The sequence below is a fragment of the Marinobacter adhaerens HP15 genome (assembly GCF_000166295.1).
GTDB lineage: Bacteria > Pseudomonadota > Gammaproteobacteria > Pseudomonadales > Oleiphilaceae > Marinobacter > Marinobacter adhaerens.
In genome coordinates, this window is record NC_017506.1 from 3,939,029 (window position 1) to 3,962,674 (window position 23,646).

17 protein-coding genes and 1 tRNA gene are annotated in these 23,646 nt (G+C 57.4%); 6 read left to right on the forward strand and 12 right to left on the reverse strand.

Features of this window, described 5'->3' with window-relative positions:
* Nucleotides 1–24: 24 nt before the first annotated feature.
* The 3 genes from ptsP to HP15_RS18420 are packed head-to-tail and all read left to right on the forward strand — an operon-like array spanning nt 25 to nt 5,581.
* Nucleotides 25–2,856 (forward strand): phosphoenolpyruvate--protein phosphotransferase, encoded by a 2,832-nt coding sequence (gene ptsP / locus HP15_RS18410; protein ID WP_041646422.1) that lies wholly within the window; start codon nt 25–27, stop codon nt 2,854–2,856.
* On the forward strand, nt 2,856–3,821 hold the full coding sequence (pfkB, locus tag HP15_RS18415) for a 1-phosphofructokinase (protein WP_014578856.1): 966 nt from the start codon (nt 2,856–2,858) through the stop codon (nt 3,819–3,821). Before ptsP ends, pfkB begins: the two co-directional genes overlap by 1 nt.
* On the forward strand, nt 3,818–5,581 hold the full coding sequence (locus HP15_RS18420; RefSeq protein ID WP_014578857.1) for a PTS fructose-like transporter subunit IIB: 1,764 nt from the start codon (nt 3,818–3,820) through the stop codon (nt 5,579–5,581). The genes pfkB and HP15_RS18420 overlap by 4 nt, the downstream gene beginning before the upstream one ends.
* Nucleotides 5,582–5,621: 40 nt before the next feature.
* Here the strand turns inward: HP15_RS18420 and HP15_RS18425 are convergent, their stop codons facing one another.
* The 6 genes from HP15_RS18425 to HP15_RS18450 form a co-directional block, all read right to left on the reverse strand.
* Entirely contained in the window at nt 5,622–5,993 is a 372-nt protein-coding gene (locus tag HP15_RS18425) for a VOC family protein (protein ID WP_014578858.1), read from the reverse strand.
* Between the two features lie 60 nt (nt 5,994–6,053).
* Nucleotides 6,054–7,343: a sensor domain-containing diguanylate cyclase gene (locus HP15_RS18430; protein ID WP_014578859.1), complete on the reverse strand. Its 1,290-nt coding sequence runs from the start codon at nt 7,341–7,343 to the stop codon at nt 6,054–6,056.
* A gap of 33 nt (nt 7,344–7,376) precedes the next feature.
* Nucleotides 7,377–9,743 carry a sensor domain-containing phosphodiesterase gene (locus HP15_RS18435; RefSeq protein WP_014578860.1) on the reverse strand — a complete coding sequence of 789 codons (2,367 nt, stop codon included), beginning with the start codon at nt 9,741–9,743 and terminating at the stop codon, nt 7,377–7,379.
* 9 nt (nt 9,744–9,752) lie between these two features.
* A complete protein-coding gene (locus HP15_RS18440; protein WP_014578861.1) occupies nt 9,753–11,807 on the reverse strand; it encodes an EAL domain-containing protein in 2,055 nt (684 codons plus the stop codon).
* A gap of 22 nt (nt 11,808–11,829) precedes the next feature.
* A complete protein-coding gene (locus HP15_RS18445; RefSeq protein ID WP_014578862.1) occupies nt 11,830–13,383 on the reverse strand; it encodes a methyl-accepting chemotaxis protein in 1,554 nt (517 codons plus the stop codon).
* Nucleotides 13,384–13,518: 135 nt separating this feature from the next.
* Nucleotides 13,519–14,787: an NAD(P)/FAD-dependent oxidoreductase gene (locus HP15_RS18450; protein WP_014578863.1), complete on the reverse strand. Its 1,269-nt coding sequence runs from the start codon at nt 14,785–14,787 to the stop codon at nt 13,519–13,521.
* Nucleotides 14,788–15,068: 281 nt separating this feature from the next.
* On the opposite strand from HP15_RS18450, the gene HP15_RS18455 reads away from it, so the two are divergent.
* Together HP15_RS18455 and HP15_RS18460 are read left to right on the forward strand one after the other, a co-directional pair.
* On the forward strand, nt 15,069–15,977 hold the full coding sequence (locus HP15_RS18455; protein WP_014578864.1) for an MBL fold metallo-hydrolase: 909 nt from the start codon (nt 15,069–15,071) through the stop codon (nt 15,975–15,977).
* A 166-nt stretch (nt 15,978–16,143) separates the two neighbouring features.
* Complete coding sequence (locus tag HP15_RS18460; RefSeq protein ID WP_014578866.1) at nt 16,144–16,587, forward strand: hypothetical protein; 444 nt, start codon at nt 16,144–16,146, stop codon at nt 16,585–16,587.
* Nucleotides 16,588–16,632: 45 nt separating this feature from the next.
* Here the strand turns inward: HP15_RS18460 and HP15_RS18465 are convergent, their stop codons facing one another.
* On the reverse strand, nt 16,633–17,178 hold the full coding sequence (locus tag HP15_RS18465) for a rhodanese-like domain-containing protein (RefSeq protein WP_227499666.1): 546 nt from the start codon (nt 17,176–17,178) through the stop codon (nt 16,633–16,635).
* Nucleotides 17,179–17,244: 66 nt separating this feature from the next.
* A complete protein-coding gene (locus HP15_RS18470; RefSeq protein WP_014578868.1) occupies nt 17,245–17,871 on the reverse strand; it encodes a peroxiredoxin in 627 nt (208 codons plus the stop codon).
* 244 nt (nt 17,872–18,115) lie between these two features.
* Between HP15_RS18470 and HP15_RS18475 the strand changes: the two genes are divergently transcribed.
* Nucleotides 18,116–19,672: a phospholipase D family protein gene (locus tag HP15_RS18475; RefSeq protein ID WP_014578869.1), complete on the forward strand. Its 1,557-nt coding sequence runs from the start codon at nt 18,116–18,118 to the stop codon at nt 19,670–19,672.
* Nucleotides 19,673–19,770: 98 nt separating this feature from the next.
* On the opposite strand, the gene HP15_RS18480 is transcribed toward HP15_RS18475, so the two are convergent.
* The 4 genes from HP15_RS18480 to glyQ form a co-directional block, all read right to left on the reverse strand.
* Nucleotides 19,771–19,847 (reverse strand) — tRNA-Pro (locus HP15_RS18480).
* Nucleotides 19,848–19,882: 35 nt separating this feature from the next.
* Nucleotides 19,883–20,440 (reverse strand): D-glycero-beta-D-manno-heptose 1,7-bisphosphate 7-phosphatase, encoded by a 558-nt coding sequence (gene gmhB, locus HP15_RS18485; protein ID WP_014578870.1) that lies wholly within the window; start codon nt 20,438–20,440, stop codon nt 19,883–19,885.
* Nucleotides 20,441–20,468: 28 nt separating this feature from the next.
* Entirely contained in the window at nt 20,469–22,550 is a 2,082-nt protein-coding gene (gene glyS / locus HP15_RS18490) for a glycine--tRNA ligase subunit beta (protein WP_014578871.1), read from the reverse strand.
* 2 nt (nt 22,551–22,552) lie between these two features.
* Complete coding sequence (glyQ, locus tag HP15_RS18495; protein WP_041645858.1) at nt 22,553–23,578, reverse strand: glycine--tRNA ligase subunit alpha; 1,026 nt, start codon at nt 23,576–23,578, stop codon at nt 22,553–22,555.
* Nucleotides 23,579–23,646: the final 68 nt, after the last annotated feature.

A 23,646-nucleotide genomic window follows, 5' to 3' on the forward strand; every position in this document is an offset into this window, starting at 1 on the left:
CAAAACAAAAAGCGAGGCAACCTCATGCTGACGCTAACTGCCAATGACGTTCGATTGGGTGCCACTGCCTCTGACTGGCAGGACGCACTGCAACAGGCTGCTCGAGACCTTGAGCGCGCTGGCCGGACTTCCCCGGAATACCTGGCTGGAATGAACGCCCGTGAACAACAGTCTTCCACGGTATTGGGCAACGGCATCGCCATTCCCCACGGTACACCGGAAAGCCGGGATGCCGTCCTTGAAACCGGTGTTCGCATTCTTCAATTCCCCGAGGGGGTCTCCTGGCACGATGGTGCGCGGGTGCATGTACTGGTGGCCATCGCTGCACAGTCCGACGAGCACCTGGATATTCTCCGCCATTTGACCCGGGTACTGGATAAGCCAGGACTGGCTGAGAAGCTTGGCCATGCTACGGATGCCACGGAACTGGTTGCCTTGCTTTCCAAAGCTCCGGCCGTTGCCAAATGCGACAGCGAGACGCTCTGTCTGGGAATAGATGCCTCCACACCGAACGAACTGGCCTTGATCGCAGCTGCACGTCTGCAGAGTTTGCGGTGCGTCGACACGGATTTTCTGGCGAGCATTGTCGGCCAACCGCCGGTGGACCTTGGTCAGGGCTTCTGGCTGACCCACCACACTGTTGGCGCCAGGCGCCCGACCCTTTCACTGGCAACACCAAAGCGTGCAACTGCGGAACTGCGTGGGGTGTTCTGTCTGGCCGGACCCGGTGATGAGTGCCATGACCTGCTGGAGCGCATCGATACTTTCCTGGCTGGTGATGAACCTATTCAGGGCCTGAGTGCTGAGGCCTTGTTGGCAAGGCTTTCCGGCGAGGCGGCCGATGCAGTGACGGCGAAAGTCACCCTGTTGAATACCCATGGCCTACACGCGCGACCCGCCAAGCAACTCGTCCAGGAGGCGCGTCGCCACAATGCCAGTATTCGGTTGCGCCTGTTGGAAGGCGAAGGTGCCGCAGTATCCGCTACCAGCCTGACTCGGGTGATCGGCCTGGGCGCCCGCAGGGGTCAGACGTTGCTGCTTTCGGCGACTGGGGATGACGCAAGCCAGGCCATTCAGTCTCTGACCAGCGCCATTGAAGGCGGCCTGGGTGAAAAAGTTTCTCCATTGCGGTCTGCGGATCCGCAAACCAAGGTGCCTGAAGCCGAACAGGCTCCCGCACTGACGGATGATCAGCCGGTTAAAGCGGTTGCCGCATCTCCCGGACTGGCGCTGGCACCGGCTTTCGTCATGCGACAGCCGACCCTTGAATATCCGCAATTCGCAGAAGATAGCGAACAACAGATCCAGCGCCTCAACCAGGCCGTCGATAGTGCTGACGGTCAGCTTCGAACCCTGATCCGTCAGGCGGAAGGCGGCGAAGCCGCGCCTATTCTCTCGGTTCACGTGGAAATGCTTCAGGACGAAGATCTCTACCAGGCTACGTTGGAAGCGATCAACGAAGGGGCGTCCGCCGAGGCAGGCTGGTGGAAAGCCATAGATACCGCGGCCAGGGGCCAGGAAGCGCTGGCGGACCGTTTGCTGGCCGAACGTGCCGCGGATCTGCGGGATGTCGGGCGCCGGGTCCTGTCCAACCTCTGTGGCGTGGCCATGCCGACGCCGCCGGACACTCCTTATATCCTGGTGGCTGACGATCTCGGGCCATCGGATGTGGCTCGGCTGGATACCACCAGGGTGCGTGGCCTCGTCACAGCCCGCGGGGGAGCGACGTCCCACAGTGCGATTTTGGCCCGAGCCCTGGGGCTGCCTGCGGTCGTGGGTACCGGTGAGCGAATACTGACAATCCTGAATGGCTCCGATCTGGTGGTGGATGGCGAACGGGGTTGCCTGGTGCCGAACCCCGGGGCCGAACGCTGCGAGAAGATCCGTCGCCGTCTGCAACAACTGGACGCGTTGCAGGCCGAAGCTCATGAGAACCGCAATCAGCCTGCTACCACCGTAGATGGCCATACCATCGAAGTCTGCGCCAATCTCGGCAACACCGCCCACACCCCGGATGCTGTTGAACGGGGCGCCGACGGTGTTGGCCTACTTCGAACCGAGTTCATTTTCATGGCCCATCCGGAAGCGCCGGATCTGGCCACTCAAGTCACTGAATATCAGCACGCGTTCGATGCCCTGAACGGTTTGCCCCTGGTAGCCCGGACCCTGGATGTGGGTGGCGACAAGCCGCTGGATTACTGGCCGTTACCCCAGGAAGACAACCCGTTTCTGGGCATGCGTGGCATCCGCTTGTCACTGACCCGCCCGGACATCCTGGAAACCCAGGTCAGGGCCCTGCTGACTGCGGCAGGTGATCGCCCCCTTCGCATCATGTTCCCCATGGTGAAGGATCTCGAGGAGTTCCGGGCAGCCAGGGCCATTGTTACAAAAGTCCAGAGCGAGGTTTCGGCCAGTAATGTTCAGGTCGGCGTGATGATTGAAGTGCCCTCCTGTGCCTTGCTGGCTTCGACCCTGGCGCCGGAAGTGGATTTCTTCTCGATAGGTACCAATGACCTGACCCAGTACACACTGGCCATCGACCGCGGCCATGGGCAGCTCTCCGCGGAATCGGATGGACTGCACCCCTCGGTATTGCGGCTGATCCGGATGACCGTGGAAGCTGCCCATGCCCACAACCGTTGGGTCGGGGTGTGCGGGGAGCTGGCCTCAGATCCCCAGGCGATTCCGGTTCTGGTTGGGCTGGATGTCGACGAGCTGTCTGTGACCAGTCGTCGGGTGCCCCTGGTAAAGGCCTGTATTCGCGGTCTGAACCTTGAAAACGCCCGACAACAGGCTGAAAAGGCGCTGTCCCTGGCGACGGCGTCCGAGGTACGTGATGCCCTGGAGGCCTGGTGATGGCCCGTATCCTGACAATCACCCTGAATCCGGCTCTCGATCTGAGTGTTGAAACGGCGCCCCTCGCTCTCGGAGAGGTAAATCGCACAGGTCATACCCTGATGGAGCCGGCCGGAAAAGGCATCAATGTCGCTCGGGTGCTGGCGCGTCTGGGCCATTCGGTCACCGTTGCAGGGCTGTTGGGAGACGCCAATGCTGCGCCCTTTGAACGTCTGTTTGAGGCAGAGGGCCTGCAGGACAGTTTTGTACGCGTTCCCGGCCAGAACCGAAACAACATCAAGATTGCTGAGGCCGGCGGCCGGGTAACCGATCTGAATGGCCCCGGTTTCCGGGCCCCGGAAGACGCACTTCAGCGCCTTCAACTCCGCCTTAAATCCCTGCTGCCGGAATGCGACGCGGTGGTCATCGGAGGCAGTTTGCCAGATGGCTTTCCGCCTTCTGGATTGGCAATCCTTGTCGAGCAAGCTTCCCGAGCAGACAAACCGGTATGGCTGGATACCAGTGGCGCGGGCCTGAAGGCCGGCATCAAAGCTGGTCCCTACGCCATCAAACCCAACACGGACGAACTGTCTGACTGGGCCGGCACACCCCTGAAGGATTTGGCCTCAGTGGCAGCTACGGTTGACGGCATCCGTGCCGGTGGCGTGTCCCACGTGGTGGTATCCATGGGTGCAGACGGCGTGTTCTGGTCGTCACCGGCCGGCATTCTGAGGTCCCGGGTACCCCCTGTCTCGCTGGTCAGCACCGTGTGTGCCGGCGATACCTTACTCGCAGGCATGCTCCATGGCGTGCTTGGTGAACAGTCTGAAGACACAGTGTTGGCGTTCGCCACGGCTTTGTCTGCCGAATGTGTGCAACACATTGGTGTCGGAGACCCCGGGGCCCCGGACTTTCACTCCCTTCTCCAACAAACCCGGGTGCAGCCATGGCCCTGGCAAAACAACACCGGAGAGATACGGTTATGAATCTGATCATTGTGACCGCCTGCCCCCAGGGCGTGGCAACTCGTTTTCTGGCCGCCCGGGCCCTTGAGCGGGCGGCGAACCGGCGCGGCTGGTCTGTTACCACTGATACTCGAGGCCCGGATGGTAAAACCGACAACAAGCCCAGCGAAGCGGCAATCCAACAGGCCGATCTTGTTATTGCCGCGGTCGGTATTCCGGTAAATCTGGATGTCTATGCAGGCAAACGCTTGCTGCAGATTCCGGTCACCGCTGCCCTGCCAGACCCAGACGCCATCCTCACCCGGGCGCAGGCGGAGGCCACACCCTGGGACCCGGCAATGGCCAGTCAGGAATCTATAGCAACCAGTACCGCTGTCGGCAGTACCTCTGCCGGTAAGCGGATCGTTGCCGTTACTGCATGCCCCACTGGCGTCGCCCATACCTTTATGGCGGCAGAGGCCCTGACCGCCGCGGCGCAATCCGCTGGCCACAAGATCCGTGTAGAAACCCAGGGGTCGGTCGGCGCCCAGGATCCGCTGACGGAGGAGGAAATTGCGGCTGCCGATGTGGTGATCCTGGCCTGTGATATTGAGGTAGATCCGGGCCGCTTCTCTGGCAAGCGGGTCTGGCGGACCTCGACCGGTGCCGCCCTGAAAAAACCAGCCGATACCATCCGTGATGCCCTGGAACAGGCCGTGGTTCTGAACGCCGGCCAGAAGAAAACGTCCGGCGCTTCCGGAAGTGGTGAGAAAAAGGGGCCTTACAAGCACCTGCTGACCGGTGTCTCTTTTATGCTGCCCATGGTGGTGGCTGGCGGTTTGCTGATCGCCCTGTCCTTCGTGTTCGGGATTGAAGCGTTTCAGGAGGAAGGCACGTTGGCTGCCGCCCTGATGCAGATTGGTGGTGGCACCGCCTTCAAACTGATGATTCCGTTGCTGGCCGGATACATTGCCTGGTCGATTGCCGACCGTCCCGGCCTCGCGCCGGGAATGATCGGTGGGTTTCTGGCGGGCGAATTGGGAGCCGGATTCCTCGGCGGTATTGTGGCGGGTTTTCTCGCTGGTTATGTAGCGCGCTTTATAAGCCAGAAACTGCCAATGCCCGAGAGCATCGAATCGCTGAAGCCGATCCTCATCATTCCCTTGCTGGCCAGTCTGGTTACCGGCCTGGGGATGATCTATGTGATTGGAGAGCCCATGGCTGCCATCATGGGCGCCCTGACCGGATTCCTCGAGGGCATGGGAACGACCAATGCGATCCTGCTTGGTGGCATTCTGGGCGCCATGATGTGCTTTGACCTGGGAGGGCCTGTCAACAAGGCGGCCTATACCTTCGGTGTGGGACTGCTGTCTGAGGGCAGCGGCGGCTCGGCACCCATGGCTGCCATCATGGCGGCAGGAATGGTACCGGCCATCGGCATGGGTGTGGCGTCTTTCATCGCCCGGCGAAAGTTTGCAGAGGCGGAACGCCAGGCCGGACGGGCATCATTTGTCCTGGGATTGTGCTTCATCTCGGAAGGTGCAATACCGTTTATGGCAAAGGATCCGTTGCGGGTTATCCCGGTGTGTATGATCGGTGGCGCAATTACCGGTGCCCTGTCGATGCTGTTCACTGTCAAGCTGATGGCACCCCATGGCGGGCTGTTTGTGCTTGCCATTCCGAACGCGGTAAGTGCGGTATTGCCCTACCTGATTGCGATTGCGGTGGGATCACTGGTGATTGGTTTCGGTTACGCGTTGCTGAAAACCGGTAAGGCGGAAGTGACGGCAGCGGTTAGCTGAAAAATAGAGACTGCGGCCCTCGTCTGAGGGCCGCAACTAATCAACCGAATACGAAAAACGCCAGCTTGTTGCCGTCCGGGTCCTTCACGTAGGCACCGTAGAACTGGTTCGGAATTCGCTGACCGGGCTCGCCGTCGCAGGTGGCGCCCAGCTCAATGGCCTTCTTGTACATTTCATCCACGCCCTCTTTTGAACCGGCAGGCAGAGCCACCATGTTGCCGTTGCCAGGATGGTTGGGCTCTTCATTGAAGGGAACGCAAACTGCCAGCATGGGCGCGCTCATGCTCTTGCCGATAAATGCGATGCGTCCCATATCCAGAAGCACCTTGGCTCCCTGGTCGCTCAACAAATCGGCATAGAATGCCTTTGCTCTTTCCATATCACTGACGCCAAGGGTGACGTATCCGATCATGTTTATTCTCCGTTGCTGATTGTTTTGGGCGTATTGAATACGTTGAATCTTGCACCGGGATCATTCTCCGTTGCCATTGGCCACAACCCGGTTCCGCCCGGCTCTCTTGGCGGCGTACATGGACTGGTCGCAGGCCGAAAGTAAATCCCGTACAGATGTGGTCTGGGACTCTGCCCCGGACCAGTTAACCACACCCGCACTGAAGGTAGTGCCAAATGTCTCGCCTTCATCACTGACAAAGCTCTCTGTCTGCAGGGCAATACGCAGGGATTCCGCCACATGCCCCGCCTCAGACAGCCCGGTGTTGGGCATGAAGATAATGAACTCTTCACCCCCGGTACGTGCCACGATATCGGATTTTCGGGTCCTGGATTCGATAATATCGGCGAACCGTTGCAGCACCGCATCGCCGGTGGGGTGTCCGTAGGAGTCGTTGATGGTTTTGAAGAAATCGATATCCAGGGAAATCAGCGAAAAGGTATCGCCGTACCGTTCGCCCTGTGCCACCGACTCTTGAAGTTTCCTCAACATGTACCGGCGGTTGTAGAGGCCGGTCAGCTCATCAGTAATTGAAAGCTGTTCGAGCTCGAGCTCCAGGTTCTTCTCGGTGTCGATATTGATGGTCATTCCATGCCAGCTGATTCTGCCATCCGCGTCTTTCTCGGGCCGCGACACGCCTTTAAGCCAGTATGTGCCGCGCTCGGTCTGAACGCGGTATTCGCAGACCCACTCGTCCAGGGTCTGGGCAGAAACGGCGATGCTCTCATGCACCCTCGGAAGATCATCCGGATGGATCAGGTTAAAGATTTTGTCAGGGTCATCCAGACACTCTTCGGCGGTCAACCCATAGAAGTCCCAGGTTTTTTCGCTCAGATAGGAAAAGAAGTAGCGACCGCCTGGTTCCAGTACAAAAGTGTAGATGATGCCCGGCAGGGATTTGGCGAGTTGCTCCATCTGGTGTTGGCTCAGCTTCTCCCGGGTGACATCCAGATGGGTTCCCATCAGCCAACGGCTTTCTGCCGTCTGGTCATTGTTGAACAGGGTCCCGCGGGTGTGGATGTAACGCCAGTCTCCGTCCTTGTGAAGCATACGCACCACGCATTCAAACTGGTGGGCATCACCGCTCAGGTACGCGGTCAATGCCTGGTTTGCTGACTCGATATCGGTGGGATGACTGAGCTTTTCCCAGGTCTGGAACGACAATGGCGAAAGCTCTTCCAGGGTGTAACCCAGCATGGTGGCCCAGCGTTCATTAAAGATGATTTCGCCGGTGTCCAGGTTGTATTCCCAGGTGCCTGCCCCGGTGCCGTCAAGAATGGCATTGAGCCTGGTTTCTGCAGTCAGGTGCATGTGATCCCTCACACGAAGGCCGCTTGTTCGCGGCTAGTTGTGGCCCGAATGGTAACGAGCCCAATTGAAATTATTGGCCCAGTCGAGCGCTTCTGCCAGTGGCAGAGGTGGACTGTACCGGTAGCCCTGCCCGACATCACAGCCAAGTTCGAGGAGACGTTGTTCTTGCTCGGCCGTCTCCACCCCTTCCGCCACGGTGCGCCTCTGAAAACTCTGGGACAGGCGTAAAATAGCTTCTACGATCATCGAGTTATCCTGGTTCCCTATCAGATCACCCACAAAGGTTCTATCAATCTTCACTTCCTGGGCCGGCAATGTCCGGAAGTAATTCAGTGAAGAGTAGCCGGTTCCGAAATCATCCAGGGAGATGCAAAGACCGGTATTGCGACAGACGCTGAGATTCTTCATGACGGTCGTGGTATCGTCCAATGCGGTCGTTTCCAGGATTTCAATGATCAGCCGGTCACGCACCTCGTGAGGGCACTCGTTCAGCATGCCCGTTATATCGTCGGGGAAGTGTTCACTCAGGAAGTGGGACGGGCTGAGGTTGATACTCAGGGTATACGGCAGCCCCAGGTCCATGAATTCACAGATTACGCTGACCGCGCTTTCCATCACGAACAGTCCAACCTGCCTGGCGTAATCGGTGAACTCCAGGTGCTCCAGAAAACGCGCCGGGGAAAGGAGTCCCTCCTCCGGGTGATTCCAACGAATCAGTGCTTCAAAACCTTCAACCGTTCCGGTGCGGTAGTTGATCTTGGGCTGGTAGTAAAGTTCGAACTGTTTTTTTGCCAGCGCTTCGTCGACCTGCTCGAGGACACGAACTCGCTCCTTGCGATTAAAGTGAGACGCCAGATCAAACAGGCTATAGGTATCTTTCCCCGAATCTTTGGCCGCATACATAGCCTGATCGGCATGCCGAAGCAACGTATCGGGGTCTTCGGCGTCATCGGGATAAACGGTCACCCCCATACTGGCCGACAGTTTCATGACGGCATTCTGGTAGCTGATGGGCCGGCGGATAGCTTCCAGAATCCGGCTGTAGACTGTTGAGTCTTCGACATCCCTGAGAACAGCGACGAATTCATCGCCCCCGAGCCTGCCGATGGCATCGTGTTGCCTGATCGTGGCTTTGAGACGTTCGGAAATGATTTTCAGAACAGCGTCGCCCACTGCATGACCCTGTTGGTCGTTGATGCCCTTGAATCCGTCCAGATCAATGAAGCAGAGGGAGACAGTCCCCTGGCGAAGGTTTGCTTCATGAAGTTCCTGAGTAAATATTTCTGTGAGCCGTCGACGGTTTGGAAGACCTGTCAGCGAGTCGTAATTTGCAGCTTTTTCAAGCCGTTCCTGGTGCTGTTGTTTCTCATGATGCAGGCGCTTCCGTTCAATCAGGTTCCCCAGAGTTTGCAGTAAAGGCTCAAGTTCCTCGGCCAGCCTCGGCTTATAACCGTCCAGGCGATTGGCAAGTCCAACAAGTCCCACCTGTTGATCACCCGAGAAAACGGGAATCCCGATATAGGCGTCGATATTGGGGTGTCCCTCGGGCAGTCCTCCGCGACGGGGATCTGTGGCGACATCGCCCGAGATGACAACCTCTCCTGTTGTCATAGGAAGTGCGATCAGCGTATCGAGCCGATCGAAAACCAGCCCACGTCGTTCAACCTGCTGGTAAAGCGCCTGCGTTTTCGGATTCCAGGCAATGTTGGTGATTGCGCCGATCTTCAGAAATGGATCGCCGTTCTCCCTGGACAGGATTTCGCCAATGAAACCGAACTGGCTGCCAGTAAGCGAAAGAAGATCGTTCAGCATCTGCTCAAAGGCTGCGTGCTGGTTGTCACTGGTCAGGAAAACGTTCAGGGCCCTCTGGATCGACCGGTTCAGGTGGGACACTTCAACAAATTCGTGATTTTCGATCGAGAGATAGGTCCGCTCGAGTTCGTCTTCAATCATCGTGGCGAGGTTGCGAAGGATATCGAGATCCAACTCCCCTAAGTCCCTTGGCTTATCGTCGATGATGCAGATCGTGCCGATTTTGAATCCGGTTGGCTCCCGCACCGGCATGCCGGCATAGAATCGAATATGGGGAAAGCCGGTCACAAGGGGGTTCTGCGCAAAGCGTGGATCTTTCGTGGCATCCGACACGATAAACGCTTTGTCCTGCTGGATTGCGTAATCGCAAAAGGCATCCGTTCGTGGGGTTTCATTGACGTCCAGACCCTGACGCGACTTGAACCATTGGCGTTCGGAATCGAGCACCGAGAAAAGCGCGGTTTTCACGCCATAGTACTGGCGAGCAATCCGTGTGAGCCTTTCAAAACGATCTTCCGGCGGCGTGTCCAGGATGCCCAGGCGTTCAAGTGCGGTGAGCCGACGTTTCTCCAGGGTACTACTGTCCATGGTTGTGACTCACTGTGTTTGAGCAGGCGACTGCTGGGAAAAAAGTTCAATGGCTTCGTCAACCGGTAGTGGTTTCGACAGTAGATAGCCCTGACACAGATGACAACCCATTTCACGTAACAGTTCGAATTGCTGCGCCGTTTCCACGCCTTCTGCGACGACCTGAATGTCGTGAGCCGCTGCGATATCAATGATGGATTTGACGATAATTTTTCCTTTTTCCGTCAATACCTCATCAACAAAGGTTTTGTCGATTTTGAGGTCATCAATGCCGAGGTATCGCAGATAGTTCAGTGAAGAGTAACCCGTGCCAAAATCATCAATGGCGATGCGAACACCCTGGCTGCGAAGGGCATCAAGGTTTTGTCTGGCCTCTTCCGATCGTTCCATTACCGCCCCTTCGGTAATTTCCAGCTCGACACTTTCAATCGGAATGTTGGCATCTGCTATGCCGGCTAATACCAGCTTGTGAAAGTCGACTCGTGAGAAATGCGCGGGCGTTATATTGATGGCAACAGGTGGAAAGTCGCGGATAGTCGCTCTGGCCGAGGCGATAAGCTCAAACACCCGAACCAGCACATAGTGGTCCAGCTCCAGCCCTAACGAAGACTTTTCAGCTATCGGGACGAATTCGCCCGGTGATATGAAACCCTCTCTTGGATGGTGCCACCGGACCAGGGCCTCATAACCTGCTATGGATTTATCACTGATCCGATATTTAGGCTGGAGGTAGATCGCCAGTTGGTGACTTTCGATAGCATCCTTGAGCCCCTGTTCGATTTCGATTTGCCTGTGGAGCACTTTGTGGTGCTCGAAATCAAAAATCCCGATCCGCTGGTTTCGGTCCCGAGCGAACCCATTGGCCGACTCGGCCAGCTCCGGGAGAACTTCAATGACTTCCGAATCTTCAGGGTACATCGCGATGCCAATCGTGGCTCGCACATTGAGCTGGTTTTCCCGCAGTTTGAACGGTGTCGAAATATATTCGATGATCCTCTCCGCTACTGCCTCTGCGTCTGCCTGGCTGTTTACCTGGATCGCCGCAAGGAAGGTGTCTGCTCCTGCCCGCGCGCAATGATTTGCGCGCTGCATAGCACGCCCTATGCGGTTGGCAAGCTTGATCAAAACGGCGTCGCCAATCTCGTAGCCGTAGCGCTGATTGATAAGGCTGAAATGCTCTATATCGATGTAAAGCAGCGCGCCGGGGCTGGCACTCCTGAACCAGAGCTTACAATCTTCAACGAGCGTCTGTTTGTTTAGCAAACCCGTTAAAGGATCGTGTGTTCTGAGGTAGTGTGCCTGCTCCAGGGCCCTTTCCTGCTCGGATACGTCGATACCAAATCCCTGTAATTCGGCTTCGTCGCTCCCCTGCGTCGAAGTTCTTCGGAAACTCCAGTCTACAAGAGTCTGCGAGCCGTCCTTGCCATTCATCGTGACTTTGACAGCAATTTCCTCAGAGGTGTTCTCGTCACTGAACAGGGACGCCAGACGTTGGCGGATACGATGGCCAGGTTCGTTAAAAAAGACCGTGATTGGCGCTCCGATGATGTCGGTGTTTTCTGTTCCCAACGCTCGGGTGAAAGAAGCGTTGGCAAAGGTAATTCGGAAATCGCTGTCGAGTCGCAGTATGAACTGTTTCTGCGCCTGAACAATTTCACGGTAACGTTCTTCAGCCGCCGCCAGTTTGTCGAGAGCGTTCTTATAATTGCTGAGGTCGTGGCAAATTCCGACGAAAAGATGTTGGTCAGCAAATTCGCTCTCGCCAACCGAAAGGTGCATTGGAAAGGTTTGGCCGTCCTTTCTTTGCCCCTTCACATCACGACCGATGCCAATTATTTTTCCGACACCACTGTTTTTGTAGTTCTCAATGTAGCGATCGTGGTGACGAGCGTCCGGATAAGGCATGAGCATCGAGACGTTATGCCCGATCACTTCCTCGGCGGCGTATCCGAACAGGGCTCTGGCAGATTCGGAAAACTGCTGAATGATTCCCTTGTCATTGATAACAATGATGGCGTCAACCGCTGCATCCATCAGCGCCGATGCCAGGTCTTGCTTGCTCATACTGTGATGCCTTAACCCTTGGCTATTTGAACCTTACGACCAGTTCGTGCAAATCGTTGGCAATCTGTTCAATGTTTTTTACACAGTCGGTGGACTCCTCACCTTTCGACAAGTTGTTGGATGCCAGATCCGAAATTTTTTCCACCTGTTCGTTGATCTGATCTGATACCTGAGCCTGCTCTTCAACGGCCGCTGCCATCTGCAGTGCCATTTCGGCGATATTGGTAACCGATTCAGCGATGTCATTCAGTGTGCTTTCTGCCGACAGCATTTTTTCCATGCCTTCATCCGCCGACAGCTTGCCTTCGTCTGCTTTTCTATTCGCGTCCTCGGACCGGGAAATCAATGCATTGACGATACCGTGGATCTCGCTGGTGGAATTCCGTGTGCGTGATGCCAATCCACGAACCTCCTCAGCGACTACGGCGAAACCGCGCCCGTGTTCGCCGGCCCTGGCAGCTTCGATCGCAGCGTTCAAAGCCAGCAGGTTCGTCTGTTCAGCGATTTCCTCGATAATTTTTGCAGCAGACGCTATTTGCTGGGTTTGTTGTGACAGTTCACCGACGGAGTCGCTGATGCTGTGGACAGAACCCTTAAGGGTTTCGATCGCTTCCCGCGTTCCCCGAACAACGGAGCGCCCCTCGTTGGCAAATTCCTTGGCGCTGTCCGCCCGCTCCGCGGTTGATTGAACGTTTGAAGAAACCTCAGCGATGGTCTGGGACATCTCATGCACGGCCGCCGCGACCTGTTCGGTTTCAGCCTGTTGCTGCCTGAGGGCTTCCTGCGCCTCGAAAGTGACTTCACGGCCTTTCACGGAAAACAGTCGCATTTCATCCGCAGAGTCTTCAAGTCTGGTCAGAACTGCGTCCAGATGCGCCTGCTGAGCTTTGACAGCAACCTTGATCCTGCCCAGGGGCAATTCGTCATCGGTGTAGCTTTTTGCAGCAAGGTCATCGGTGAAACTGTGCTCAAGTAACTGAGTGACTGACGCCATAAGCTGTTTTCGCGCAACATGCATCCAGCCCGCATAGATAATGACGCCGACAGCCAGTGAGAGCTCAGAGAACATTTTCTGGCCGGCAATAAACAAGATCCCTGCGACAATAAAGACAAATGCGAGGAAGAGGGTCGGCGGCTGGAAACGCTGCCAAAAGCGAATGCCAGAATTGCCTGAACGGATATCAGCGTAGAGTTTTTCCGCCCGAGCCACATCCTGTCGGTCCGGACAGGATCGGACGGATTCATACCCGACTACTTTGCCGTTTTCGGTGACCGGCGTGACATAGGCACTGACCCAGTAGTAATCGCCATTTTTGCAGCGGTTCTTTACCAGGCCCATCCAGGGCTGCCCGGCTTTAAGGTGAGACCACATGTTTTCATAGGCGGCCGGAGGCATATCCGGGTGCCGGACGATGTTATGGGGTTGGCCTATCAGTTCGTCACGGCTGAAGCCACTGACCTCGACGAACGCCGAGTTGCAGTGTCGAATTTTCCCTTTGAGGTCCGTGGAGGAAATCAGTTTCTGATTAGATGGAAAGGTTTTTTCGTTATCCGTGACAGGTAGATTCTTTCTCATCGCAAGTCCTTGCGTATCCGGCTGCTTTCACTTCGAAAGGTAGTCGTTGATACGCCAGCCTGCCACGAAAAAGAAAGTGGGCAGGCTGGAATTGCAAGGACAAATACTGCAAATCTGGCTTTTCAGGCAGAGTTCTTATTTTTGGGGGGATCGGACTGCTGGCCTGGCAAGCCACTCGTGACCTTTCAACATGCCGTGCCAATACAAAGTGGGTAACTGTTTCGCCTTCAGCCACCAGGCCGCCCGGGTCGCTTTGGTGCCATCGTTGATCCATTTCGGGAAGCTGGGCTGGAGTACGCCGCCATAGCCGAATTCTGCCAGCACGATCTTGCCGTTTTCGACCGTCAGCGGGCAGGAGCCATAGCCCAGGTAGGCGGCTTCAAGCGGCTGGTTTCGGAGCGTGGCCACGAGGTTTTCAGCCACCACGGGTGCCTGCTTGCGCACCGCGGCAGCGGTTTTTGCGTTGCCGGTTCCGCTCGCGTCGCCAAGCCCAAAGATGTTGGCGTAGGTTTTGTGGCGCAGGGTGTCGTCTTCCAGGTCCAGCCAGCCGGCTTCGTTCGCCAGGGCAGACTCCCGGATCAGCTTCGGCGCCCGCTGGGGGGGCACCGCGTGCAGCATATCAAAGCTGACCTCACGGTCTTCGGTATTGCCGTCGCCATCTGTTGAGCGGAACACAGCCGTTTTAGCCGGTCCGTTTACCGCAACCAGGGTACTCTGGAAATTCAGGTCGATGCCGTATTTTTCGACATAGGCTTCCAGGGCCGGGACGTAATCGGCGACACCAAACAAGACGGCTCCGGCGTTATGAAACTGGATATCCACATTGTTGAGCACGCCGTGCTTGAGCCAGTAATCGGCAGACAGATACATGGCTTTCTGAGGGGCGCCGGCACATTTGATCGGCATTGGCGGCTGGCTGAAAAGAGCCCGGCCTTTCTTGAGCTTCTGCACCATGTCCCAGGTGTAGCTGGCCATGCCTTCCCGGTAATTGGATGTGACCCCGTTGGAGCCCAGCGCTTCCTCAAGGCCGTCGATGCCGCCCCAGTTCAGCTCCAACCCGGGAGCGAGCACCAGGGCTTTGTATTGCACGGAGGAACCGTCAGCCAAAGAAACCTGGTTGTTGTCCTGGTCGATGGCGGTTACCGGTTGCTGGTACCAGGATACGAATTTTGGCATCACTTCTGACATGGGCTTGGAGGTGACTTCTGGCCGGAAAACCCCACCACCCACCATGGTCCAGCCGGGCTGGTAGTGGTGCCGGGTAGCCGGCTCGATAATGGCGATGTCGATATTGCCATCCCGTTTGTGGATGCTGGATGCCACCGATATACCGGCCGCTCCGCCGCCCACGATTACGACGGTATGGGTTTTGACGCTGCCCGTGGTGGTTGTGTTGCTGGTCATGCCTCGAACCTCTTGTCTTTGTTTGCTGTGTGCGAGTGAGCTTGAGATATATCAAAGGGTACCAAACAAAAGGTTCTATCGTTAGATTAAATAAGAATATTGCCGACTGAAGCTCTAGTGCGTGGCTATAAAGTTAGGAAAACCTAATGAATTGGGATTATCCGAAAGGTTTTGTGTATTGCCTTAATGGGTGCTCGCAATTGGAAGATTAAAACCTATAGCTATATCCTAATAACTAAAGTAAGCAATCACGCGTTTTCAATTCAGAGGAGGACGCACTTATGAGAACGTTTCAGCAATCACCGGCAAAACACGCCGGCACACCGAATGTGGCCGGGTTTTTCGATCCAAGAACGTTCAGTGTCCAGTACGTGGTTAGTGATCCGGAAACAAAGCAGTGTGCGATCATTGATCCAGTGCTCGATTACGATGAAAAGTCCGGCGCAACGGCGACGCACCACGCAGATGAACTCCTGGCATTTATTCGTGAACAGGGCTTTGAAGTTCAGTGGATCCTCGACACGCATCCCCACGCCGATCATTTCTCGGCAGCCCAGTACCTGAAAGAGCAGACGGGCGCTCCAACCGCAATCGGTGGTTATGTGACCGGAGTTCAGGAACTTTGGAAAGGCATCTATAACTGGCCCGATTTTCCTGCTGACGGTTCACAGTGGGACCATTTGTTCCGGGCCGGGGACGAGTTCCGGGTTGGCAACCTTCAGGGCCGTGTGATGTTTTCGCCCGGCCATACCCTGGCTTCTGTTACCTATGTGATCGGCGACGCTGCGTTCGTGCACGACACCATTTTCCAACCGGATTTCGGCACTGCCCGCGCGGACTTCCCCGGGGGAGACGCCCATCAGCTATGGGATTCCATCCAGGCCATTCTGGCCCTGCCGGACGAGACCCGCCTGTTCACCGGTCATGATTACATGCCCGGTGGTCGTGAACCTGAATGGGAAAGCACCGTTGGCGAGCAGAAGCAGGCGAACAAGCACCTGGCTGAAACCTCCGAAGCCGAGTATGTGGAGCTTCGGAACACCCGTGACAGCGAGTTGCCGATGCCGAAATTGATTCTGCATGCGCTGCAGGTCAACACCCGGGGTGGACGCCTTCCCGAGCCGGAAGCCAACGGCAAACGGTATCTGAAGATTCCATTGGACGCACTCGAGGGTGCTGCCTGGGAATAACCCGGGAGAGCGAGCACACAACCCCTTTGCCGGGCCGACAAAGCCCGGCTTTTTTGTGGGTGAAGAGCTGCTGGGCAGAGTTGAGTGACTTTGTCACTGAAGGCCACTCCCTGGCCGGATACATTGGTTTCGAAGTTATTCGATCCACCAAAAAGGAGCTTTTCCCATGATCAAGTCAATCAAGGCCATCGCCGCGGCTGCGGTGATTGCAGCCGTACCGTTCAGCGTTCAAGCCGACAGTCATAAAGGGGGTGTTGAAGAAGTGCTGGTGATCCTGTCCAGCGATTCGCTGCAGACACAGGGCATGGCGATGGTGCTTTCGAACACCATGGCCCAGCAGGGAGCCAAGGTAAACGTGCTTCTGTGCGACAAAGCCGGTGACCTGGCACTTAAGTCCTACGAAGCGCCCGCGCTCAAACCCAAAGATGTGACTCCGGGGCAGATGCTGCGCGGTCTGTTGAAAAATGGTGGTGAGGCGAAGGTCTGTGCGCTGTATCTTCCGAACAGCGACTACGGCAAGGACGATCTGATTGACGGCGTGGGCGTTGCCATGCCGCCGGAAATGGCCGGCCAGATGCTCAACCCGAAGATGCGTACGTTCACTTTCTGAGTTTGCAAGCCCGGTGTCCAGTGACCCCGGGCGTTTACATCTGACTCAAGGACGATAGATTTTATCGGCGTTCAGCGTCATGGACCATGGCAGGCCGTCATTCTGCCAGCCATTTACAATTCTCATGCCTTTCTTCTTGCCTTCTTTGGCGCCACTTCCCTGAAAGCCGTGGTCAATGTACTTCACATTGGTGAAACCCCGTTCCAACAGGTATTCCGCGCTTGGCTTGCCACGGCTGGACCCGGAGCGGCACATGGTAATGACCAGATCATCCTTGGTAAGGCCTTTTTCCTTCAGGGCATTTTCTACCTGTGAAGCGAACTCCGGATTGGTGTTCATGGCAAACCGACCCTTGTCATCCAGGAAAGTCGAGCGATCGGCGAGTTTGAACGGGATATTCTTGTCGACCACATCGGTGAAGCCGATAAACATGATTTCAACCGGATCCCGGACATCCACAAACAGGAGTTGGTCTCCCTGCTCCTGAACCATGTCATAGGTTTGCTGTGGAGTGAGGGAAAGTGCCTCTTCCGCCTGGGCGCTGAAGGCAATGGCGATAGTGGCGAGCAAGGTTGTCAGTATATGCTTCATGATGGTTTCCTCCTGCATTGGGGAGGCCCGCCGAACGACGGGCCCCTTATCTATCCGCGAGTCGGATTAAAGCTTGGTGGTGCGGAGATACGGACGGATTTCATTCCAGCCCTGCGGGAACAGACCCTTGGCTTCCTCGTTGGAAATGGAGGGCGGAATGATCACGTCGTCTCCTTTGCGCCAGTCGGCCGGCAGGGCAACCTTGTTGGCATCACCGGTTTGCAGGGCATCGATGACCCGGAGGATCTCGTCGAAGTTACGGCCGACCGCCATCGGGTAGGTCATGGTCAGACGAATCTTCTTGTTCGGGTCGATGATGAACACGCTGCGCACGGCTGCGGTTTCGCTCTCACCGGCGTGGATCATTTCGTACAGCTCGGCCACTTTGTGGTCAGCGTCGGCAACGATCGGGAACTGGAGGTCGCAGTTCTGGGTGTCGTTGACGTCTTCAATCCACTTTACGTGCTCTTCCACGGTATCGGTGGAAAGCCCCAGGGGCTTCACGTTGCGGGCTTCGAATTCTTTCGCCAGCTGCGCGGTGCGGCCCATTTCAGTGGTGCACACCGGCGTGAAGTCGGCCGGGTGGCTGAAGAAGAATACCCAGGAATCACCTGCCCAGTCGTGGAAGTTGATCTGGCCGGCGGTGCTGTCGATGGTGAAGTTCGGGGCGGTAGAGCCAAGCAATAAACTCATGATGAATCTCCTGTCGGGTTTTGCTGGTGGAGGCGGGTTGCCTCTTGATGTCGGAATAACAATAACCCGCCAGGAGGTTCTTAGCCAAGAAAGTTATATCTATAGAACAAATAGGATTAACGAATTAAGGACGGGCCTTTCTCAGTAGATCGCTCTACCGTGAGGGTTACTACTCTGTCCTGATAAAGCGTTTACTCTGTGGCATGCTTCAGATTGTGCCCATAGTCGCAGGCCCCCTTTGAAAATGATCGAAAGCCGAACTTTCGCCCCTCTCGCACTCCTACTGCTCACAGGTCTGCTGGCAGGTTGTGCGTTGCCATCTTTGAAAGACCGCTCACAGTCTGTCGCATTCGTTCAGGCGCAGACGGCGGATACGCGCCTTGGCAGCGCAGTTGGCAGAGAGATTGAAGCCCACCCCGATCTCAGTGGTATTACAACGCTGGAGGATCCACTGGACGCTTTCGTTGCCCGCGCTTTGCTCGCCGAGGCCAGCGAGAGATCCCTGGATGTCCAGTACTACATCTGGCGCGAGGATATTACCGGCAAGCTGCTTCTGTACTCGCTGTATCGCGCGGCCGAACGCGGCGTTCGGGTTCGGCTGCTTCTGGATGACAACGGCATCGCCGGCATGGACGATTTCCTGGCGGCGTTAAATCATCACGACAACGTCGAGGTTCGGCTGTTCAATCCGTTTGTGATTCGTAGTTCCAGGGCGTTGGGCTTTCTGACGGACTTTGGTCGCCTGAACCGCCGGATGCACAACAAGTCATTCACGGCTGACAACCAGGCCTCCATTATTGGCGGCCGCAACATTGCCGATGAGTATTTCGGTGTGGGTAACGGTACGCTGTTCGCGGATCTGGATGTTCTGGCGATCGGGCCCGTCGTGGAGCGTGTCTCCAGGGATTTTGATCGCTACTGGGCGAGTCAGTCCGCGTACCCGGTGGATCGGTTGCTCGCAGGCGCCGATGATGAGGATCTGGATGCCATGGCAGCAAGTCTTGCTTCCGTCGAACAGGATGCTGAAGCCCGGCGCTTCGTGGCTGCTTTGCAGAATTCGGATTTTCTCAGAGAATTGCTGGACCGGGAGGTCTCTTTTGTCTGGGCGCCGGTAGAGATGGTGAGCGACGATCCTGCCAAGGCCCAGGGTCTCGAAGGAGAGCAGGGTCGATTGAGCCAACAGTTGGCCCTGGCGTTGGGTGAACCTGAAAAGACAGTAACGCTGGTTTCGCCCTACTTCGTTCCCGGTAATCGTGGCGTTGAGCTGTTTCGCGAGCTTGAAAGCGCCGGTGTGCAGGTGCGGATTCTCACCAACTCCCTGGAAGCCAACGACGTCGCCCTGGTCCATTCAGGCTATGCGAAATACCGGGAGGCCCTATTAAAGGCGGGCGTTGAGTTGTTCGAGCTGCGCAAATTCAGGTCTGAGGATGAAGACAGCAAGTCGAGCCCTGGCGGCATTGCCGGCAGCTCGGCCGCCAGCCTTCACGCCAAAACCTTTGCCGTAGATGGTCAGTCGCTTTTCGTTGGTTCCTTCAATTTCGACCCCCGTTCAGCGAATCTGAACACCGAGCTGGGTTTTCTGATCAAGAGCCCGGAGCTGGCGACCGCACTGGAATCCGCCTTTCCCGAGAAAGTCAGGCTGGCGGCTTATGAGGTTGTGCTGGATGAAGATGGCGATCTCCGATGGCTGGAGTTCACGGGTGAAGAAACGATCGAGCACTACCATGACCCGAATACCGGCCCTTTCAAACGGGCATTGGTGTATCTGTTCTCTTTGTTGCCTGTGGAGCCGTTGCTTTAGTTACGTAATCAGCGCTGTGATTGACGGCGTCGACGATAAGTCGATTTTTTGATGCGTACCGCCAGGGGGGAAAAACGGAGAGGGAATAAACGGGAAGATGGTCGGCGTGGCAGGATTCGAACCTGCGACCCCTTCGTCCCGAACGAAGTGCGCTACCAAGCTGCGCCACACGCCGATCAACGGCCGGTATTATACGGATTCGCTTCGGTTTTACCAGCCCTCGGCGGATAAAAGGGCATCCGTAAATTTGCTGAGATTATCGTAGATACTGACATCGGCGCCGGGTATGGGTCTGGCGTCCAGATGGCGTTCGGTGTCCAGTCCATTACCGGTTCTCACCAGTACCGGACGACACCCTTCGGCGTGGCCGGCTTCCAGGTCCTTGCGGCTGTCTCCCACCATGATGACCCCTTCAAGGCTGGCGAGATGAAAATGCTCGCGGATCTGCTCCAGCAGGCCGGTGAGTGGCTTGCGGCAGCAGCACTGGTCGTCGGGGTGATGGGGGCAGTAGGCAATGAAGTCAATGCAGCCACCCTGGGCTTCCACCAGCTGCTCGAGCTTCTCGTGCATGGCATCCAGCTCATCGGTGTCGTAGTAGCCGCGGCCGATGCCTGACTGGTTAGTGGCGATGGCAATGCGATGGCCGGCAATACAGAGCCGGGCCACCGCCTCAACGCTGCCGGGAATGGGGTGCCATTCATCCGCCGAGCAGATGTAGTTGCCATCGTACTCGTTGATGACCCCGTCCCGGTCGAGAATGATCAACATCGCTGTGCGCGTGCCCCTTGGTCCGGTCTCAGCCTGCTGTGGGCAGCAGGGAGATATCCGCAACGCGCAGGAACAGGTTGCGCAGGCGGTTCAGCAACGCCAGCCGGTTGTTCCTTACCGCCTCGTCGTCGGCCATGACCATCACTTCATCAAAGAAGTTGTCCACCGGTGCACGTAGGCTGGCCAGTGAGCTCAGGGCACTGGCGTAGTCGCCGTTCTCGAACAGCGGCAGAACCTTCGCGGCCTGTTGGTCGACCTGCTCGGCGAGGGCCTTTTCGGCGCTGTCCTGCAGCAGGCTGGCGTCGACCGTTTCGCCGATGCTGTCGCCACCCTGTTTGGTCAGGATGTTAGAAACCCGCTTATTGGCGCCGGCCAGAGCCTGCGCTTCGGGCAGCTGCCGGAAGGCTTCCACCGCCTTTACCCGGCGGTCGAAATCCAGCGGGCGGGTCGGACGGCGGGCGTGAACGGCCAGGTAGACCTCGGCGCCAATGCCCTGCTCGTCGTAGTGGGCACGGAAGCGCTCCAGCATATAGTCCACCACGGTGCTGGCGGTGTTCTGCTCGGTCAGCACGCTGAAGTTCTCTTCGGCCCACTCGCAGCAGGTTTGCAGGTCCAGCGGCAGTTCGCGCTCGATGATAATGCGCAGTACCCCGAGGGAGGCCCGGCGCAGGGCGAACGGGTCCCGTGTGCCGGATGGCGGCTGGTTGATGCCGAACAGGCCCACCAGGGAGTCCAGGCGGTCCGCGATGGCGATGGCACAGCCGGTCAGGGTTGTGGGCAAGTCGTCGCCGGCGAAACGGGGCATGTACTGTTCGTTCAGTGCCTTGGCCACGTCTTCCGGTTCGCCGTCATTGGCGGCGTAGTATTGGCCCATGATGCCCTGCAGGTCGGTGAACTCCAGGACCATTTCGGTGACCAGGTCGGTCTTCGCCAGCATGGCCGCGCGCTCGGCAAGGGCCGGATCACTGCCGATGGCGTCGGCGATTTTCTTGGCCAGTGCGGCAACGCGCACAGACTTGTCGTAGATGCTGCCCAGTTTTTCCTGGAACACGATGGGCTTCAGGGCGTCGATGCGATCCTCGAGCTTGGTCTTCCGGTCGGTTTCGTAGAAAAACGCGGCATCGGACAGCCGTGGCCGGATCACTTTCTCGTTACCGGAAACAACCTGTGACGGGTCCTTGCTTTCGATGTTCGCAACAGTGATAAACAGCGGCAGCATTTCCCCGTCGGCGGCCACCACGTGGAAGTACTTCTGGTGTTCCTTCATAGAGGAAATCAGGGCCTCCGCCGGAACCTCGAGGAACCGTTCCTCGAATCGACCCATCAACGGCACTGGCCACTCGTTGAGCGCGGTGACTTCGTCCAGCAGGTCCTCATCGATGACGGCCTTGCCACCGGCTTCCTTCTCGGCCAGCTCGGTGACGCCGGCGCGGATCTGTTCCCGGCGCTCGGCGAAATCGGCAATCACATAGCCTTCCTGCTTGAGGACGACTTCGTAATCACTCGGCGTAGGTACGATCAGGGATTTCGGGCAATGGAAGCGGTGACCGCGGGTCTTGTTGCCCGGAGTCAGGCCCATGATGGGCGCCTCAATCACCTTGTTCCCGAACAGCATTACTACCCAGTGCACCGGGCGCACGAACTCGGTGCGATGGGCACCCCAGCGCATGCGCTTGGGAATCGGCAGGCCGGCCAGGGATTGCTCCACCAGTTCCGGCATCAGCTCTACGGTGGGCTTGCCCTGCTCGACCGTGCGGTAGACCACCCAGGCACCCTTGTCGGTTTCCAGGGTGTCGAGCTGGTCCGGGGTTACGCCCAGAGAGGTGGCAAAGCCGGTCAGCGCGCGGGTCGGATTGCCGGCATCGTCGAACGCTGCCTTGACGGCAGGGCCACGTTTTTCAACGGACTTGTCCGGCTGGGAGTCAGCCAGATCCCGGATGCGCACGGCCAGGCGGCGCGGAGCGGCAAAGGCTTCAACCTTGCCGAATTCGATGCCCGCTTCTTCCAGGCCCCGGGCAATGCCCTGGGTGAAGGCGTCAGACAGCGGCTTGAGGGCCTTGGGGGGCAGCTCTTCGGTGCCCAGTTCGACCAGAAAATCCTGTGTTGCCATGGTTATGCGTTCCCCTGTTCCTGCTGTGCCTTCTTCGCTTTCTTGCCCTTCTTGCTTTTCGCCTTGTCGTCGGCGGCCTCAGCGGCGGCAAGGACTTCCTTGCGCAACGCCTCGGGGGCGAGCGGGAAGCCAAGCGAGCGACGGCTGTCGAAGTACGCCTGGGCGACGGCACGAGCCAGGGTGCGAACCCTCAGGATGAAGCGCTGACGCTCGGTAACCGAGATGGCGTGGCGGGCGTCCAGCAGGTTAAAAGTATGGGAGGCCTTGAGAACCTGTTCATAGGCTGGCAGGGCCAGGCCGGCTTCGATCAGCCGTGCGCTCTCCCGCTCGTGAACATCAAAGCTATGAAACAGGAACTCGGTGTCAGCGTGCTCGAAGTTGTAGGTGGACATCTCCACTTCCTGCTGGTGAAACACGTCACCGTAGGTGACCACACCGTCCGGTCCCTCGGTCCAGACCAGGTCGTACACGCTGTCGACGCCCTGCAGGTACATGGCGATCCGCTCAAGCCCGTAGGTGAGCTCGCCGGTCACCGGGAAGCATTCCAGGCCGCCAACCTGCTGGAAGTAGGTGAACTGGGTCACTTCCATGCCGTTCAGCCAGATTTCCCAGCCCAGACCCCAGGCGCCCAGCGTCGGGGACTCCCAGTTGTCTTCCACAAACCGGATGTCGTGAACCAGCGGGTCCAGACCCAGCGCCCGCAGGGAATCCAGGTACAGTTCCTGGATGTTGTCCGGTGATGGCTTCAGAACCACCTGGAACTGGTAGTAATGCTGCAGGCGGTTCGGGTTCTCACCGTAACGGCCGTCGGTGGGACGGCGGCTGGGCTGAACGTAGGCGGCGTTCCAGGTTTCCGGCCCGATGGCACGCAGGAAGGTGGCCGGGTGGAACGTGCCGGCACCCACTTCCATGTCCAGTGGCTGGAGGACCACGCAGCCATGCTGCGCCCAAAAATTCTGCAGAGCCAGGATAAGGCCCTGGAAGGTCCCGATATCCGGAGTTGTCTGTTTCGTTGCCTTGTCTGTCACGACGGTTGCCTGCTGATCAGTCTGTGTGTGGCGCCCCGGTTGTCCTTCGGGGCGCTCCGAAAAAGAAA